14 protein-coding genes are annotated in these 16544 nt (G+C 49.4%); 1 reads left to right on the top strand and 13 read right to left on the bottom strand.

Annotation, left to right across the window (positions count from 1 at the left end):
* Position 1: 1 nt before the first annotated feature.
* From AC5YBZ_RS01930 to AC5YBZ_RS01870, 13 genes are all read right to left on the bottom strand, one after another.
* The gene (locus AC5YBZ_RS01930) at positions 2–1759 is read right to left on the bottom strand and encodes a GspE/PulE family protein (RefSeq protein WP_494543361.1); all 1758 of its coding nucleotides are present in this window, start codon (positions 1757–1759) and stop codon (positions 2–4) included.
* A complete protein-coding gene (locus tag AC5YBZ_RS01925) occupies positions 1756–2952 on the bottom strand; it encodes a tetratricopeptide repeat protein (protein ID WP_494520220.1) in 1197 nt (398 codons plus the stop codon). Before AC5YBZ_RS01925 ends, AC5YBZ_RS01930 begins: the two co-directional genes overlap by 4 nt.
* Positions 2949–3857 (bottom strand): ExeA family protein, encoded by a 909-nt coding sequence (locus tag AC5YBZ_RS01920; protein ID WP_494524277.1) that lies wholly within the window; start codon positions 3855–3857, stop codon positions 2949–2951. Before AC5YBZ_RS01920 ends, AC5YBZ_RS01925 begins: the two co-directional genes overlap by 4 nt.
* Positions 3858–3863: 6 nt before the next feature.
* A complete protein-coding gene (gene mshL, locus AC5YBZ_RS01915) occupies positions 3864–5540 on the bottom strand; it encodes a pilus (MSHA type) biogenesis protein MshL (RefSeq protein ID WP_494543360.1) in 1677 nt (558 codons plus the stop codon).
* On the bottom strand, positions 5541–5867 hold the full coding sequence (locus tag AC5YBZ_RS01910; protein ID WP_494520223.1) for an AKAP95 family protein: 327 nt from the start codon (positions 5865–5867) through the stop codon (positions 5541–5543).
* A gap of 1 nt (position 5868) precedes the next feature.
* Positions 5869–6519: an MSHA biogenesis protein MshJ gene (locus AC5YBZ_RS01905; protein ID WP_494520224.1), complete on the bottom strand. Its 651-nt coding sequence runs from the start codon at positions 6517–6519 to the stop codon at positions 5869–5871.
* Complete coding sequence (locus AC5YBZ_RS01900) at positions 6516–7121, bottom strand: PilN domain-containing protein (protein ID WP_494520225.1); 606 nt, start codon at positions 7119–7121, stop codon at positions 6516–6518. Before AC5YBZ_RS01900 ends, AC5YBZ_RS01905 begins: the two co-directional genes overlap by 4 nt.
* Entirely contained in the window at positions 7122–8006 is an 885-nt protein-coding gene (locus AC5YBZ_RS01895; protein WP_494520226.1) for an MSHA biogenesis protein MshI, read from the bottom strand.
* A gap of 234 nt (positions 8007–8240) precedes the next feature.
* Positions 8241–10187: an RNase E specificity factor CsrD gene (gene csrD, locus AC5YBZ_RS01890; protein WP_494543359.1), complete on the bottom strand. Its 1947-nt coding sequence runs from the start codon at positions 10185–10187 to the stop codon at positions 8241–8243.
* Between the two features lie 230 nt (positions 10188–10417).
* Complete coding sequence (locus AC5YBZ_RS01885) at positions 10418–11665, bottom strand: malic enzyme-like NAD(P)-binding protein (protein WP_494524275.1); 1248 nt, start codon at positions 11663–11665, stop codon at positions 10418–10420.
* A gap of 178 nt (positions 11666–11843) precedes the next feature.
* Positions 11844–12626 carry a thermonuclease family protein gene (locus tag AC5YBZ_RS01880; protein WP_494543358.1) on the bottom strand — a complete coding sequence of 261 codons (783 nt, stop codon included), beginning with the start codon at positions 12624–12626 and terminating at the stop codon, positions 11844–11846.
* Positions 12627–12858: 232 nt separating this feature from the next.
* Positions 12859–13071, bottom strand: coding sequence for a 50S ribosomal protein L31 (gene rpmE / locus AC5YBZ_RS01875; protein ID WP_110455686.1), 213 nt, complete (start codon positions 13069–13071; stop codon positions 12859–12861).
* Between the two features lie 236 nt (positions 13072–13307).
* Positions 13308–14057 (bottom strand): FimV/HubP family polar landmark protein, encoded by a 750-nt coding sequence (locus AC5YBZ_RS01870; RefSeq protein WP_494524273.1) that lies wholly within the window; start codon positions 14055–14057, stop codon positions 13308–13310.
* Between the two features lie 205 nt (positions 14058–14262).
* Here AC5YBZ_RS01870 and priA point away from each other — a divergent pair, with 205 nt between their 5' ends.
* Positions 14263–16458, top strand: coding sequence for a primosomal protein N' (gene priA / locus AC5YBZ_RS01865; RefSeq protein WP_494543357.1), 2196 nt, complete (start codon positions 14263–14265; stop codon positions 16456–16458).
* Positions 16459–16544 lie beyond the last annotated feature (86 nt).

Raw genomic sequence — 16544 nt, 5'->3', positions numbered from 1 at the left:
GTTATCCCTCACCCTGTGGGCTATGCATCTGACTCGCCAGCGGTATCTGGGTCTCAGAGGCATCCTCTACCAACTTAGCCACTTCCTCTATGGTGGTGATGCCTTGGGCGAGGTAATCAAAGGCCGATTCGGCCAATGGCGTAAAGTTAGGACTGCGATAAGCGCTAGCGGCAAAATCTTGTGGGTTACCACTGCGCATCGCCTCAATCATGGCATCATCGAGTTCTAAAATTTCAAACACCCCCACTCGGCCACGATAACCGCTACCACCACAGCTTTGACAACCTGTACCGATACGTAAATTGGCGTGGGAAAAATCACGTCTGCTTACCGAACTAAGCCAGGCATTATCTTGGGCGCTCATCTCATAGGGCTGCGCGCAATGCTGGCATACCCGGCGCACCAAACGCTGAGCAATAATGACCCGCAGTGCACTGGCCACCAAGTAACTGGCGGCGCCCATATCGAGTAAACGCAGCGCACTGGTCACGGCATCGTTAGTGTGCAGGGTCGATAACACAAAGTGACCGGTAAGCGCGCCTCGCAGGCCAATTTCGACCGTTTCTTGGTCACGCATCTCCCCCACCATGATGATGTCGGGATCTTGACGTAACGTGGTGCGCAATACATTAGAAAAATCTAGGCCAATCTTGTGATTCACTTGCACCTGATTGATGCGAGGCAATTGATATTCAATCGGATCTTCAACAGTAATAATTTTACGATCAGCGGTGTTGAGTTCACTGAGTACACCATACAAGGTGGTGGTTTTACCGCTACCCGTGGGCCCCGTCACCAATAGCATACCGTGGGGACGCTTAATCTGTCGCCGTACTCGGGCGAGCATGGCAGGCGGCATGCCGGTTTCATTAAGCGTTAACAGCCCAGCGGATTGGTCGAGCAAACGCATCACCACAGATTCGCCATGATAAATCGGCATGGTCGACATACGCACATCAATCTTATGGCCCTTGACCGTCATGTGAAAACGGCCATCTTGGGGCAAACGTTTCTCTGAAATATCCAGCCCAGCCATCAACTTAAGGCGTAACACTAGCGCGGCTGCGATATTGACTTCCGACAGGGTATGCTCCTGCAACTGGCCATCAATACGCTGACGAATACGCAATACTTTTTCGCCCGGCTCAATATGAATATCCGAGGCGCGCATCTGCACCGCGTCCTCAAAAATCGACTGCAGTAACTTAACCACTGTGGTTTCATTGTCACTGTCGGCATCGGTCAAACTGGCCAGATTAAATTGATCGTCGGCGGCATACTCCTCATCGAGCTTGCCCGCGATCTGCGCAATTTCACCTGTGCGGCGATACAAATTATCAAATGCGTGCAGCAGTTGAGTTTCGGTCACCACCGCAATTTGGATCGTTTTAGGGGCAAGCAACACTTCGATGTTATCCATCGCCTGCAGATCGGCCGGATCGCTCATGGCCACTAACACGCTGTCACCGTGATCTTCAACCACTAAGGCGCGATAACGGCGCGCCTGAACCTCTGGCAGTAAATTCACCACTTGCGGTGCGATCGCTCGGCGGCTGATATCCAAAAAGGGAATATTAAGCTGCTGAGATAAAAACCTCAGTAGCTGCTCTTCACTGATATAAGCCAGATCGATTAAGGTGCGCCCCAGTTTTTTACCGGACTTTTTTTGCTCCGCCAAGGCCTGAATTAGCTGTTCTTCGCTAATGATCTGTTCTTGTACCAACAGGTCGCCTAGGCGCATTTTTAACTTGGGTTTCACTCAACATCTCCTAACTGCGCTAAACGTTGTTCGATAAAGGCGCTGGCAGAGGCTGATAAGCCATCGAGAGCCAACGCTTGGCGATAGGCTTGTTTCGCGGATAAAAACTGTTGCTGAGAGTCGAGCGCATAGGCCAGCCCCATCCACCATTTGGCTTGATTGGGATCGACTCTCGTCAGCTGGCGATAACTCTGCTCAGCCAACGCAAACTGTTGTACTTGCTGCGCTAAATGGCTCTGCATGGTCCACTTTTGCACTGCAAGCAGATCAGCATCAGGAATCGTCGCTAACGCCGCTAATGCCTTATCTATGGCCCCGGATGCCTCATACAGCCTGGCTTGCAGTAGGGCATAATTAAAATGTTCAGGATACAAGACTCGCCCTTGCGCTAACGTGCTGTCGGCATCGCCGAGCCGCCCTTGACCATAGTAGAGCGCCGCTAAATGTTGCCTTGCCTGATGCAGGCTAGGATCGAGGCCAATCGCTTCAGAAAAATAGTCCTGGGCCTGCTGAAGTTGCCCCTCATTTTGTGCTCTCTGCCCTAAAGCAAACCGCTTTTGGGCCAGTGCCGATGGCGTGAGCTTAACTTCTTTCACCGCCATTGCACCTGCCACTTGACGAGGCTCTGCCGCGTTAGGCTGGCGCACTAGTTGTTGATTCACCTCACTGGCGGCTACTCTATTTTTGTCTGATGTATGTTGCATCGCAATATGTCTGCCCGCATTGTCGCCAGTGATGGCATCGACGCTGCCATGGGGACTGCTATCGGTATTGGGGTTTGCCTTCGCATTTGTCGTGATATTCGCCGCTAATGTTTGGTTATCTATCCCCTTAGCCGCGACATCAGGCAACTGCTGCTGTGACTCTGCCAGCGCGTTCATATCCTTTGCTTCTGTAGGCTCAGATGACGCTAACTCTTGTGCCGCGACATTGACTGCGGGCAGCTGCGCTTGCTGTAAATCTTGCTCAAGCTGGGTATTATTTTGGGTTAAAATGGCCAGCTGCTGCCACGCCATGGTGGCGCCAATAGTGCCACATACAGACAATAACAAGAGTAAAGCCCAAGGCAAGAGACGAGCAAAAGCACCCGGCGTAGGTGCAACATACTGTACATCAGGCACTGGAAGGGTTTCTATGGGCTGAGCTTGCTGACGCTTATCGAGATCTTTGAGCATGGTATTAATCACACTCATACGAGAGCCCCACTCACCCAGCGCCACACCGCGATAGAGAGTACTGATACGGTGGCAATCGCAGCAAACCACCAACGTGGACTGCGCCGCTCGGCTCCTGCATCTTCGGTATCGCTAATGGCTGCACGAATATGACGAGGCAGCACTTGTGACGCCCCTTCACCAAAGGCCAATAACAGCGCTTTATGAGACAAAATATTGATCAACCTTGGGATCCCTCGTGCCGCCTTGGCAATATGCCGACAACCACTGGGTGAAAATAACGCGGCGCCTTGATAGCCCGCAATGTGTAACCTATGGGTGAGATAAGCGGCGGTTTCGTCATAGGTTAACGGCCGTAATCGATAGCTAAAGGTGATGCGCTGCCTTAACTGGCGAAACGGCTTTAAACTCAAACGTTCATCTAATTCTGGTTGGGCAAACAACACCACCTGCAATAACTTACGGCTTTCGGTTTCGAGATTGGTAAATAGCCGCAGCGCCTCGAGGCTCTCGTCAGGCAACGCCTGAGCCTCATCTAACACCAGCACAATGGCGTGACCATGGGCCGATAAGGCGATCAGCTGTTGCTGAATTAAGGTGGTCAGCTGCTGTTGATCAATATTGGCTGAGTATTTAAGCCCCAGCTCTAACGCAACCGCCCAGCGCAGTTCAGCGGGCGTGAGATAAGGATTCGGCAGGTACGCACAATGGAACCGAGCGGGAATATCATTAAGCAGCTTGCGGCAGAGAAGAGTCTTACCTGTGCCGACCTCGCCAATCACCTTGATAAAGCCTTCGCCAGTTTGCAACGCCGTTTGCAGCACTTGCAGCGCCTCAACATGAGGCGCTAGCCCAAAGAAAAACTCCGTATTGGGCGTTAATGAAAACGGGGTCTGCGCCATGCCAAAGTGCTGCTGATACAAGTGACGCTACTCCTTTACAGGCTCTGGATACCAACGGTCGAGCAAGGCTTTTGAGCGTTCAAGCTCAGCCTTCCAAGTATCGGCACCGACTACGGTAGGTTTGAGTAAAATCACCAGCTCGGTTTTTCTCAGTGACTGACTGCGGTTGGTAAATACCTCACCAAGCAAGGGGATGTCGCCTAAGAAGGGCACTTTAGAAACCAGCTCAATATTTTCACTCTTCATCAAACCACCAATCACCACCACATCACCGGTGCGCGCTTTAATCACGGTATCTGACTCGCGGATCTCGCTCTGTGCCAGTGGCAACTCCAGAGTGCTGTTAGAAATTTTGATGGATTTATTTTGCTCTTTAATGTCGATAACCGACGGATGAACATGCAGTAACACATTACCTTCGGCATCGATTTGCGGCGTAACATCTAGGGCGATACCAGAGAAAAATGGCGTCAGTTCTACCTCCGGGGTGGTAACTGGTGTGGTGCCCGCCACGGTAGTTGAAGAGACGTCGGTGACAAAATACTCGTCGCTGCCGACTTTAATCACCGCCTTTTGGTTGTTCGAGGCGGTCACCCTTGGACTAGACAGCACATCGACATCGCCTTGGGTATCGAGCAAGGTGATCATACTGGTAAAATCACGACCTTGTATGGTTAAAGAAGTTACCCCCCCTAAAGCGGCGGTGATCTGATCGCCAAACGAACCCGCCGAGGTACCAAAATTCACTTTAGTATTTCCGTCAGCAAAAGCATCGCCTTGTAACTGATCCCACTGGATCCCCTGCTGATAACCGTCCGACAAGGTGACCTCTAAAATTTTGGCTTCGAGGATCACTTGGCGTTGCAGGTGACTCTCGGCAGTTTGCAAGAAGGTTTTCACCTGACGTAACTCGTTAGGAAAGGCGCGAACCGTGACTAAACCGGCCTGCGGCGTAATGACCACTTGGCGGCCGTTGCCTGTCTCGCCAACAATCGACACTAAGGTCTCTTTCAAGTCGCCCCAAAAATCACTCTTAGTGGTCGACCGGATAAAGGTGCCATTGGTGGTGTCGTTACTGTTATTGTTGTTCGAATCGTTATTGGAGCCAAAATTACCGTTATTATTGTTACCGTTGTTATTGCTGTTGCTGTTTGAGTTATTGGTATCGGAGATTCGTCCCGAGTTGACCGAAGTGAGCGAAAGGCCGTTGCGCTCCATGTGCAGGTAATTTAGCGCGAAGGTCTCGGTGCGCATGCCCGCAGGATAGACGCGTAAAATACGCCCATCACGACTCACTTCATAGCCATAAATATCTTCCACGACTTGCAAGGCTTCACTCAATGTCACCCCTTTTAATGACAGTGAGATCGTGCCGCTGACATTGGGATGCACCGCCACACTCAGAGGGGTGCCCTGCACTAGGCTTGGAAAAAACACCTTGGCATCAACGTCATTAGCCGACACATCGAAACGTCGCTCTGGGGGCATCATGGGCGCTGGGCTCCCCAGTAATGAGGCCGAGGCAAGCTCACGCTGCACCGAGTCTGGCATGACAGCCGCTGGCGGCATATTCACCTGATATTCTTGCTGAGAAATAGAGCTGGATAATGCCGACTTTGACTCGACAGGCTGCGGACGATCCGTTGTCTGACATGCCACTAAAAGCAGCGCCACGAGTGGCGTGAAGGTTCTTATTGCGGTCATTTATTGTCCCTTAGTCTCTGTTACGGCTTGGTACAAGGAGAAGTGTCGGCCATCGGCTAGCCACACGCCTTTGGCGTTAATGCGCACTATTTTAACCCCTTGTACCCGGTCACCTAGGGTGAACATCTTATTATTAAAAATCGCGGTCGCGCTATTATCCGATATCAACACACTGTTTAATTTAAGTGTATCAGCCCCTTGTTGTTGACTGACTGAGTGCGACACCGCGCCAACGCCCGGTTGAGTCGGATCCCGTAACGATTGCGCCTGCGCCGGGATAACCAGCATACAGGCTGAAGCAATCAACAAGGCTAAGCCAGATTTCATCTTATTTCGCCACACTGATAAAGTCCTTATTGATACTTAAGGTGTATAACTCCAATACCACGCTTGCCTTAGGGTGCTTATCGACGCTGTAATCGAGCTGCTTCCAGTAAAGCTTATTGGGCATATTTTCTACCGCTTGCACAAACTTCAGCGTGGCAAAATAGTCGCCCACGAAGGTGAGCTTAATACCATGACTGTACAAATTCAGCTTGTCTTGATCACCGACCGGCAGTAAAGGTTGTGGAGCGAGGGTATCGAACGAATGTAATTTCACTCCTTTAATCTGCCCCAGCAATTGGCTCAACATCGCCGGCATATGCTCAGCTGGCACCATATCAACCATCTGAAATGACAGCTGTTGGTCGATATCCGCCAACTGTTGCTCTAACGTGGTTAATCGTTGCCGATATTCTTGGTCGGGATCTTGGGCTAAGCGCTGCTGATAGAGTTCAATTTGCTGCATTGAGACCTTGTTTTCTGTGGTCATCGCGCTTACTTGACGCTGCAGCGTATCACGCTTAAGCAGTAACGACTCTAATGGAAAATAGAGTAGCGCAGCGATAACCATAAGCGCAGCGCCAGCTATCATCAGCCGCTCACGCTGAGTGAGTACATTAAACTGAGCGCCCCATTGGGACCAAAATGGCTTCATTGGCTCGACTCCTTTGCGGCTTCACTGCGAAGCACGAATGACAGCGGCTCGCCTTCGCCCCGGCTGATGGTCAAGGTGCTAAAGGCTTGCCCTTTTAAGGTATCGACCTGCTTTAAACGCTCCACCCAACGCGGCACATCCTGCGGCGCACTGCTGTAGCCTTCAAATATCACTTGTTTTTCCATAATCTGGATACGGGTCAGCCATGTGCGACTGTCTGCCACACTGGCCAAGTCGGTTAATAAGGAGGAGTAGCCATGACTGGTGAGCGCTTGCACTTGGCCGAGCTCACCCAGCAATTGGCGTTTCAGCTCAAGCTGCTGGGTCACCAGATCCACCTTAGCCACTAACGTCGGTGAAGCCCCGCGCGCGCCGAGCTGCTGCTCTAACTGCAGTTTTTGGCGGTCATAGTCTGCCTTTTGCGCGCTTAATTGCGTATGTTGTTGCTGCAGACGATTAACGCTCCAATAGGTGATGCCATTGGCTATCAGTAACAAGAGTCCCACCGCTATCGCCACTTGGCATAAACGTGCAAAAGAGAGCCGTAATTGGGGGGGTAACAGTGAGGGATGAAATAGGTTAACCCTGAGTTTTTGCGCCATCTACGCCACCTCCTGTTGAGCATCTCGACTAAACTCGGCGTAAGCAAGCTCAGCCAGTTTGTCTGCGACGCGCTCGCAGGGGATCACCTCGACCTGCTGGTCAAAGTTGGCCGATAGCAAATTAGCCAACTCATTACGATCGCCTTCCATTAACAAGTCAATTGAGGCCACCGGGGCTTGACGGAATTGGCTTTCAAAGTAATCCATCGAGCGTTGCAGCTCGATACTCAGATTATCGGCTATACCTAAACGCAGATCCGCCGCCGATACCGTATCTATCTGATTAAAGCCTCTGACGCTGCGCTGCATAAACAGTTGCCCCTGCTTAATCACAGCCAGCATCAGCTCACTGTTTGGCATATGGCACAAGACCAATCTCGCTTGATTGTCATTCACCTGATAATTACTGATGGCCATCTCTTCAATACTGATGCCGGCAATGGTGAGTTCATGTTGCTTAGCGGCCAACGCCAAAGCGCTGAGCATGGCACGCTCGGCCACCACCACAGTTAACTTGTTGCTACTCGATTGCGGCGCTTCAAAATAATCTAAATGCAGCGCATTGACGGGTTTGACCACCATATCTTTAATCGACCAAAATAAGGCTTGGCTTATCTCTTCATCGGCAACCGGTGGCTTGTCGACTAGTAGCAATTGGTAATAGCAATCGCTAAGGACAATGTGCATATTGGCAGCGGGAATTTGTTCAGCAAGACTTGCCAAAGCAAGATGCCAATCATGTTTGATTAGCGGAATTTTAATCAAGGCTGGCGATTCAGCCCCGCAATATACCGTCAGTTCGTCGACGCCAATATAAACACCAACATTAGCACTAGGGTGTGATGTTTGCCAAAAAGCCAGTTTACTGAAAAAACGTTGTTGCATTAAGCTGTGCCCACTATGTTATGCCCAATCTGAGTTGAGACACCCAAACCACCAAAAAATCCAATCACAGCGCAATATCGAACCAGAGGGTAAGTGTTAAACATCGAAAAAATTGTGGTCATTGTAGCGACTAATTTCTTAATTTTATAGAAAAAAGCCCAGAACCATGCGATATCTTCAATTTAGTTCACTCTAGCATAGTCATATTTGCCAACGCCCTTACCCCTCTCACTATTATATTTCTTGTACCGGATCGCTAAACAGGCTGCCCTGCCCGGCACTGACCCCTAGAATTTTAAGGGTTTGCCACTCTTCGAATGACTCTATCGCTTCGGCAAACACCCGCACTTCAGCGCGATATAAGCCGCCGATAAGGCTTCTTACAAACAATTGATTCTCTTGGCGTAAATGAATCTGCCGCACGATAGAACGATGCAATTTAATGATATCGAATTTACAGCTAGTGATGTATTGCATGCTCACCACCTGTTGGCCAACTCGGTCAACGCACAGGCTAGCCCCCATTTTACTGATCATATTCAATGTGGGCGTTAACTGCTCAATATTATTGACCACAATATCTTCATTGACCTCAATAATAAGTTTGCATGCCAGATTACGGTATTCGAGTAAGGTGGTTTTAAACCAACGAATAAATGCCCGGCTGGTCAGGGTATCGAGGCTAAGATTGATACTGTAACGCTGAGTGCTTTGAGGGTTGCTGCCTAACAAGTCAAATAACACAGCTTCTATCACCTGACGCTCAATTTGAGGGGTAAGACCGCACTTAATCGCCATGGGTAAAAACAGGGTGGCCCGAACCAAGTTACCTTTGCTGTCGCGTAGCCTACTCGACACCTCTCTGTGGTGCTCTACCCCATCACTGTCCAACACCGGCTGAGAATAGATAACCACCCGCTTGTTCACCAGGGCGTATTCTAAAAAGCTGCGCCAACGCACCGAACCTCGGGCAAACTCTTCATCGACGGCCCCCTTGTCATACATAAACCAGCCGCTAGGTCCCTGAAACTGCGCTGCACGTAACGCCATTTCCGCCTCTTCAATCAACTGCTCTTTACTGTCGCCCACCTTAAAATAAGCCACACCAATATGGAAAAAATCATCACGATTAACCAAGTCATCCAATGGCTGTGCCAAACAGACCTTAAGCAATTTAGCCACCAGCTTTTCAACATCGACCAAGGAAATTTGCGGAATAACAATGGCAAACTGATTATAAGAACGGCGTGAAAAAATACTGTTAGCGTAACTGTTGAGCAACTGGTTAATGTCATTAATGGTGTGGCTCAGCATCTCTTGGATGGTGAACTCATCATGCTCTTGCTGCAATAGATCCAGATCTTCCATCTCAAGCAGCAACAGCACTCCTGGGGCGATCATCCCCTGATCGTTACTTAACGCATCGAGCCGATTTTTTAAAAACAACCGATTTCCTATGCCCGTGACGGGATCGAGGAAGGTGTTAGACCGAATCACCTTATCGAAACGCGCTCGCTGTTTTTGCGCATCATCGAGTTCCAGCAGCAATTGTGTTAAGGCACGGTTAATGAGCCTTGGTCGCCCATGACCACGTTCGGCCAAAGCTTTGTCATAATCGCCAGATAAGATAAGGTGGCTACGCTTAGCTAAATCTTCAATGCCTTCGAGTTGTTGGGCTAACCAGAGATATCCCCAGCGCACAAAGAGCGCGATGGCGCTTAGACCTAGCAGTAAGATCAACACGCCATAACCACTGATCTGATTAAGTTGCAGTGGGCGGGGCACACTGAGCTGAAACGTAAGCGCCATTTGCTCGGCAGTTGATGATAAGTTTGTGAGCGACGCTGCAGGTAAAATAGAGCGTTCATAACGAATAACGCGCCGCTCGCCTTGAGGACTATCATAGCGATATAACACCTCATTTTGACGTGTTAACACAAACTGCTGTGCCTGATAGGCCGACAATAGTTGTGGTAGCCAAAGATCGAGCCCTTGTATATGCGCTGGCGTTTGATGCTGCGACAAAATAGTGCTGAGTTGTGTGACTTGCTGTCGCTGCTGTTTATAGGTCAGCTGCATGACACTAAACACCGCAGTCAGCAGAAAAATAAACGCCATTGCCACTAGCGATAACAGCCAGAAACTGGTGAGCTTTTTAGTTAATAGTACAGTTGCTTTCATGCCGCTTCCTGCAGAATTATTGTTATATTTTTTGCTGCTACTGGTTTTTATACCAATAAAATTAAATGGTTAATTTATTAATGCGACAAATGTTTATCTACGCTCGTTAGCCAATGGCTAAATGTAACCCTGATAAAGTCAAAATCAGCTTAATTACCATACAAACAAACCGTATTGGGTACAAATAAAAAAAGGGCCCTCAGGCCCTTTATCAGTCAGCGGGATATCGCTTACGCCATATAGTGCTCTGGCAAGATTTCTATCGCCGCCACACCCGAGTCGATAGCCGCTTGCGCTACCGCCTTGGCTACGTTTGAGAGTAGACGTGTATCCATCGGCTTAGGGATGACATACTCTGGGCCAAATGTTAACTCAGAGACATCAGGATAAGCGGCCAATACGGCGGCAGGTACTGGCTCTTTGGCCAATGCCGCAATCGCATGCACTGCGGCAATCTTCATTTCATCGTTAATTTGCGAGGCGCGCACATCCAGCGCACCGCGGAAAATAAATGGGAAGCATAAGACGTTGTTAACTTGGTTAGGATAATCACTGCGACCCGTTCCCATGATCAGATCTTTACGCACGTCATGGGCAAGCTCGGGTCTGATCTCAGGATCTGGATTAGAACAAGCAAAAATCACTGGTTTGTCGGCCATTAACATAACATCGTCAGCGGTTAATACATCTGGACCCGATAGACCCAAGAACGCATCGGCGCCTTTGATCACATCTTGTAAGGTACGTTTGTCGGTGTTGTTGGCAAACAGGGCTTTGTACTCGTTAATATCTTCACGACGAGTATGGATAACCCCTTTACGGTCAAGCATGTAAACGTTTTCACGCTGCACGCCACACTTTACAAGCATGGTCATACAGGCAATCGCGGCTGCGCCAGCGCCCATACAAACAAAAACCGCTTCTTCCAGTTTTTTGCCTTGGATCTCTAGTGCGTTGATCATTCCCGCCGCGGTAACAATGGCTGTACCATGCTGGTCATCATGAAATACCGGTACGTTACAACGCTCGATTAGGGCCTTTTCTATTTCAAAACACTCTGGCGCCTTAATATCTTCAAGGTTAATACCACCAAAGGTATCGGCAATGGCCTCAACGGTATTAATAAACTCTTCCGTTGTACGGTGTTTCACTTCAATATCTGTCGCATCGATATTAGCAAAATGTTTGAACAATAATGCCTTACCTTCCATTACAGGTTTTGACGCCAGCGGTCCAAGGTTACCTAGGCCCAAAATTGCCGTGCCGTTAGAGATAACTGCCACGGTATTTCCTTTAGCGGTAAAGCGATAGGCGTTATCAGGGTTGGCGGCAATTTCACGGACAGGTTCCGCGACACCAGGGCTGTACGCCAACGCCAGATCCATACTGGTCTCGGCGGGCTTGGTCAGGCTAACTGCGGTTTTACCTGGAACGGGGAACTCATGGTAGTCAAGGGCTTGTTGACGAAAATCGGCCATCTTAATAATCCTGAAAAGTGCGACAAGTTAAATCTTAGAGTGAGGTCTTACGCCCTACTATCTCAGCCTGAATCAAACAGAGCTAAGCTGTAGCGTCGTTAGAGGCTAAGATACTCGAATCAACCCACTTTTTAAACAAGATATTAGAAAATTTCAGTTTATTATGTCAGCAAACAGGCTAAGGCTCATTTTGCAAACTTATCTGGGATGGATGATAACTGATCATCTGCCATTTTTTGTAGGAATAATACAACTCTCCACGCACAATTACGCGGCTTTGAAGCAAGTCCAAGGTCAAAATGTTGTTAAATTTACCAGATTCTTCTCTACGTATGCCTACATAAAATATTTCATCGATAATGAGCCACAAATATTGCCCTTTTGTTTCAAAACCGGTCACAGTACCAGCCACCTCTCGCCAACGGTTCAAATCATCTCGGTTAAGTTGCTCAACGCGCTTCGCTTGATAACTAGGATGGCGCCATAACCCCTGCTTTGTTGCTCTGGCTTGGCGCTCTAATGTGTCGAAACATTGCCAAAAGTAATCATTGTGATACACCCGGCTTTTAGCATAGCCATGATTAAGCAGCAACTCTTGCAAATGCTCGCCCGCTTGAGTGAAAACATAAGCTAAGGTTCTACCGTGGGGATCTAAACGTTTGCGATCGAACGCTAACTGTAACGTTTGTCCGGCCTGAAGCTGTTGCAGTAAAAACTGACGTGCCTGATTGGCAAACGGCTCAGATAATTCGGGATATTGCGAGTCTATTTCTGGTGCATCGACACCAATAAGCTGTACCTGGCGATCATCACTGAGAACTAACGTGTCGCCATCGATAACATGACTGAGTGTCACGGTTTCATCGAATTGGGTGGGCACACAGACACTGGGCTGGGCTGCAAAACAGTAGCAGGGCAATAAACCGCATAAGACGAGTAGGTATCTGCTGTATCTGTTCATCTATAATCATATCCTTCGATTAACGGTTCACTTAGATAGCCTGAATTCAGTATGACCATTCATGAATTGAAATCGATAATGGCCCAGGCTACTTTATATCAAACTGACCTTACATACTGTCAGGCTTTAGCTTACACAACAATCCATAATCAGCCGTTAATCATTCAAATCGCAGGCAACAAAAAAGGCGCCATTAAGGCACCTTTTTTCACGTTCATTGCAAAAGTAATAATTACTTCTTGCCAAGTGCGCCGAAACGCTTGTTGAACTTGTCGATACGTCCGCCAGTATCCATAACTTTCTGGGTACCAGTGTAGAATGGGTGACATGCACCACATACGTCCAAATGCAGTGGCTTACCTGCAGTTGAGTTTACTTTAATAACGTTGCCACAAGTACAAGTTGCAGTGATTTCTGCATAATCAGGATGAATGCCTGGTTTCATTGGGATTACCTCAAGTTAAAGGCCATGTCGCTCTTCCAACCCGAAGTCGGACACCACATGCAGTTAATAGAATATTCAGGCGCGAGATAGTACAGGATACGACCAGGAGATACAAGCATAGGCTGCACCTATCAGAGTAATTATCATCATGACCGTTGTACTCGCCATCCTGCCAGGCGCAGCATTAGCCTCTGTATTGGCTCACTTCTAGGCTCAGGCAGTCAATAGAGCTTAGCTTACATGGCCTCAAATATCTGCTGAGCCTGCTTGGCATCGCGATAACGCTCCTTCACGCGATGTGATGGGCAACGCAGCACCACGTCGGCGCGCAGACCATGGATTTTACCTCGATTAAATGCCTTGGGATTGGCATCAAAAATCGCCAACATGGCGCCATAAGGACTCAGTTGCCACGGCTTGGCATAGGCACTGCCAATACGCCATAGGGTTTGCTGTGCATCGTAGTTTAACTCACAATCGGCCTGCACCAAATCCGCTGCCACATCCCCTTGTGGAGCATTTTGCCGAGCCTTGGACTGAGCTTTTAATGGCTTTGAGGATTGCGTGGTTAGCGTATTGCTTGCCACCAGCGGCTTGGCTGTGATGCTTGGCTTAGACTGAGCCGGGAAATGCGCTGAGCGAGCAGCATCAAACAGTTTAATCCGCTTAACCTCGCGCCACTGGTTAACGTGATACTCCTGCACAATCAACTCGGCACTGGCGTCGGTCACATCTTCAAGACCGGTGAGTTGCAACATAAAATTATTCACCGGTGTAACCATTAAACGTTCTTGTCCACTTTGCTGCGCCACCACAAACTGCAATTTGTCGACACTAGGCTGGTCGGTCACTATGTTAAGTTTGAGCTTAGGATTGAACCCAAGATTAAATTGCACTTGATTAATACTCACGTGAGTCACTGCCGCCCAGCCAAAGTGGCTTACCGATAGCTGCGCGAGTAATAGGAGGTACATCAGAGTTTTCATAGCCACATTTTTATAGTCAAAAACCGTACAACTATTAAGCACAAATCCAGCTAACGATTCAATCTATTTATCCACTGCAACAGGGACCACAACGCCACTAAGCTCCCGAAAATATAGTAAAACCGCCGCCAAGAAAAGATAGTGGTAGCCCTAACGATGTACGCTGGTTACACTTGCTCTACCTTAAGTTTGCTTGTCTGGTTTTATGTCTGTGTTTGTCGAAGTTGCCCTGCCCGTCCCACTACGCCAAAACTTTAGTTATCGCGTCAAAGAGAGCGACAGCCCTCTGGCGGTCAAAGGCGTGCGCGTGAAAGTTCCATTTGGTCGTCAGCAACTTATAGGCTTGGTCACAGGGGTAACTGACACCTGTGATTTAGCGCCGCAGCAGATAAAATCGGTAAGTGAATTTTTAGATACTGAGCCACTGCTGCCCGACTCTTTATATCAACTGACTCAATGGGCGGCGCGCTACTATTTTTGCAGTGTGGGCCAAATGCTCTCCCAAGCCCTGCCGGTCGCCTTACGAAAAGGCGCACAGGTTAGCGCCGAAAGCACCCGTTTTTGGTGCCTAACCAGCGCAGGGCAAGCTGCCGATCTCGACACCTTAAAGCGCGCGCCAGCCCAACGCAAAGTGATGCAACATTTGCTGCAAGGTGAGCTGACTCAAGAAGAATTAAACGCGCTCGAACTGAGTAAACCCGCGCTAAAAGCATTGCAGGAGCGTGGCTGGATAACCCACCAAGACAGAGCCAATCAACTCGACCTTAGCTGGCGCGACAACTTAACCCTCGATGAAGAGCCCCATAAGCTCAATCCAGAGCAGGCAATTGCGGTGGCAACCCTCAACCAGCAAACAGGCTATCACTGCACCTTACTCGAAGGGATCACCGGCTCGGGCAAGACAGAGGTCTATTTAGCCTTGCTAGAAACCGTGCTCAAACAGGGGAAGCAAGCACTCATTTTAGTCCCCGAAATTGGCCTAACACCGCAAACCATCAGCCGTTTTAAGCAACGTTTTAAGGTGCAGGTCGCGGTGATCCACTCAGGATTGACGGACAATCAGCGCCTTAGCGCCTGGCGACAGGCTCGCGCGGGTGAAGCGGCCATCATTATTGGCACGCGCTCGGCGCTGTTCACCCCGATGCGTTATCCCGGCATTATCATCTTAGATGAAGAGCACGATAGCAGCTTTAAACAGCAAGAGGGGGTGGGCTATCACGCCCGCGATTTAGCCGTGATGCGTGGCCATTTAGAAAAAATCCCCGTGTTACTTGGCAGCGCCACGCCGTCACTGGAAACCCTGCAAAATGCCCTTAGCGGTCGCTACCAACACCTAAGCTTAGGGGAACGCGCCGGCGCGGCCGAAAAAGTGCGCCAAGGCATTATCGATATTCGTAATCAGCCGCTCAAAAATGGGCTGTCTCATGCGCTACTCAATGAGATGCGTATTCACCTCGATGCGGGCAATCAGGTGCTGCTGTTTCTCAATCGCCGTGGATTCGCCCCCGCCCTGTTGTGCCATGAATGTGGCCACCTGCATGAGTGTGATCGCTGTGATGCCTTTTTTACCGTGCATCAATCATTGGGCGAAATTCGCTGTCATCATTGTGGCAATCAGTACGCCATACCGCGCCAGTGCCATCAATGTGGTAGCACCATGTTGATGGGCCAAGGGGTGGGCACAGAACAATTAGCCGAAGCGCTGGCGAAAGAGTTTCCCCAATATCCTGTGGTGCGCATCGACCGTGACACCACCAGCCGCAAAGGGGCGCTCGAGGGTCATCTCAATGCCATCCACAAGGGGGAATATAAAATCTTGGTCGGTACCCAGATGCTGGCAAAAGGGCATCACTTTCCCGATGTTACCTTAGTGGGGTTGCTGGACGTAGATGGCGCCCTCTTTAGCGCCGATTTTCGCGCGCCAGAGCGCTTTGGCCAGCTCTATACCCAAGTGTCGGGACGCGCAGGGCGAGCCAGCAAAGCTGGCACGGTATTATTACAGACCCATCAGTGCGATAATCCCATCTTGCGCGAGCTGATGCACAAAGGTTACGGTGAGTTTGCTCGGGGTCAATTAGAGGAGCGCAAGCAAGCCTTGTTACCGCCAGCATGGCACATGTTGCTGCTGCGCGCCGAAGCTCATCGCGCCGAAGATGCTGATGAGTTTTTAACGCAGATTGCCGCTATCTTACCGCAAAATGAGCAGTGTGAAGTGATAGGCCCCATGCCTGCCCCCATGGACAAAAAAGCGGGCAAATTTCGCCGCCAATTGATGTTTCAAACCAAAGAGCGCAGCCTGCTACAAAAGTCGTTCGAGGTCGCGCTACCACAAATCGAAGCCTTACCCTTGGCCAAAAAGTGCCGCTGGAGCTTAGATCGCGACCCGCAAGATCTGTTGTAATAAAAAATATGCTAAATAGCATATAAAATTCATGCCAGAGGATAGCAATTAGTCACCACTAGCGGCTAAAATGTACGGTTATCCCT

It is taken from the genome of Shewanella sp. 553 (assembly GCF_059338375.1).
Note: the sequence above shows the minus strand (reverse complement) of the source record. Positions and strands in the feature narration are given on the sequence as shown.

Excerpts from the sequence above, each read along its gene's own strand:
- priA (WP_494543357.1), top strand. The coding sequence starts at position 14,263 with ATGTCTGTGTTTGTCGAAGTTGCCCTGCCCGTCCCACTACGCCAAAAC.
- AC5YBZ_RS01900 (WP_494520225.1), bottom strand. The coding sequence starts at position 7,121 with ATGGCGCAAAAACTCAGGGTTAACCTATTTCATCCCTCACTGTTACCC.
- mshL (WP_494543360.1), bottom strand. The coding sequence starts at position 5,540 with ATGACCGCAATAAGAACCTTCACGCCACTCGTGGCGCTGCTTTTAGTG.
- AC5YBZ_RS01910 (WP_494520223.1), bottom strand. The coding sequence starts at position 5,867 with ATGAAATCTGGCTTAGCCTTGTTGATTGCTTCAGCCTGTATGCTGGTT.
- csrD (WP_494543359.1), bottom strand. The coding sequence starts at position 10,187 with ATGAAAGCAACTGTACTATTAACTAAAAAGCTCACCAGTTTCTGGCTG.
- AC5YBZ_RS01885 (WP_494524275.1), bottom strand. The coding sequence starts at position 11,665 with ATGGCCGATTTTCGTCAACAAGCCCTTGACTACCATGAGTTCCCCGTT.
- AC5YBZ_RS01905 (WP_494520224.1), bottom strand. The coding sequence starts at position 6,519 with ATGAAGCCATTTTGGTCCCAATGGGGCGCTCAGTTTAATGTACTCACT.
- AC5YBZ_RS01925 (WP_494520220.1), bottom strand. The coding sequence starts at position 2,952 with ATGAGTGTGATTAATACCATGCTCAAAGATCTCGATAAGCGTCAGCAA.
- rpmE (WP_110455686.1), bottom strand. The coding sequence starts at position 13,071 with ATGAAACCAGGCATTCATCCTGATTATGCAGAAATCACTGCAACTTGT.
- AC5YBZ_RS01880 (WP_494543358.1), bottom strand. The coding sequence starts at position 12,626 with ATGAACAGATACAGCAGATACCTACTCGTCTTATGCGGTTTATTGCCC.
- AC5YBZ_RS01895 (WP_494520226.1), bottom strand. The coding sequence starts at position 8,006 with ATGCAACAACGTTTTTTCAGTAAACTGGCTTTTTGGCAAACATCACAC.
- AC5YBZ_RS01870 (WP_494524273.1), bottom strand. The coding sequence starts at position 14,057 with ATGAAAACTCTGATGTACCTCCTATTACTCGCGCAGCTATCGGTAAGC.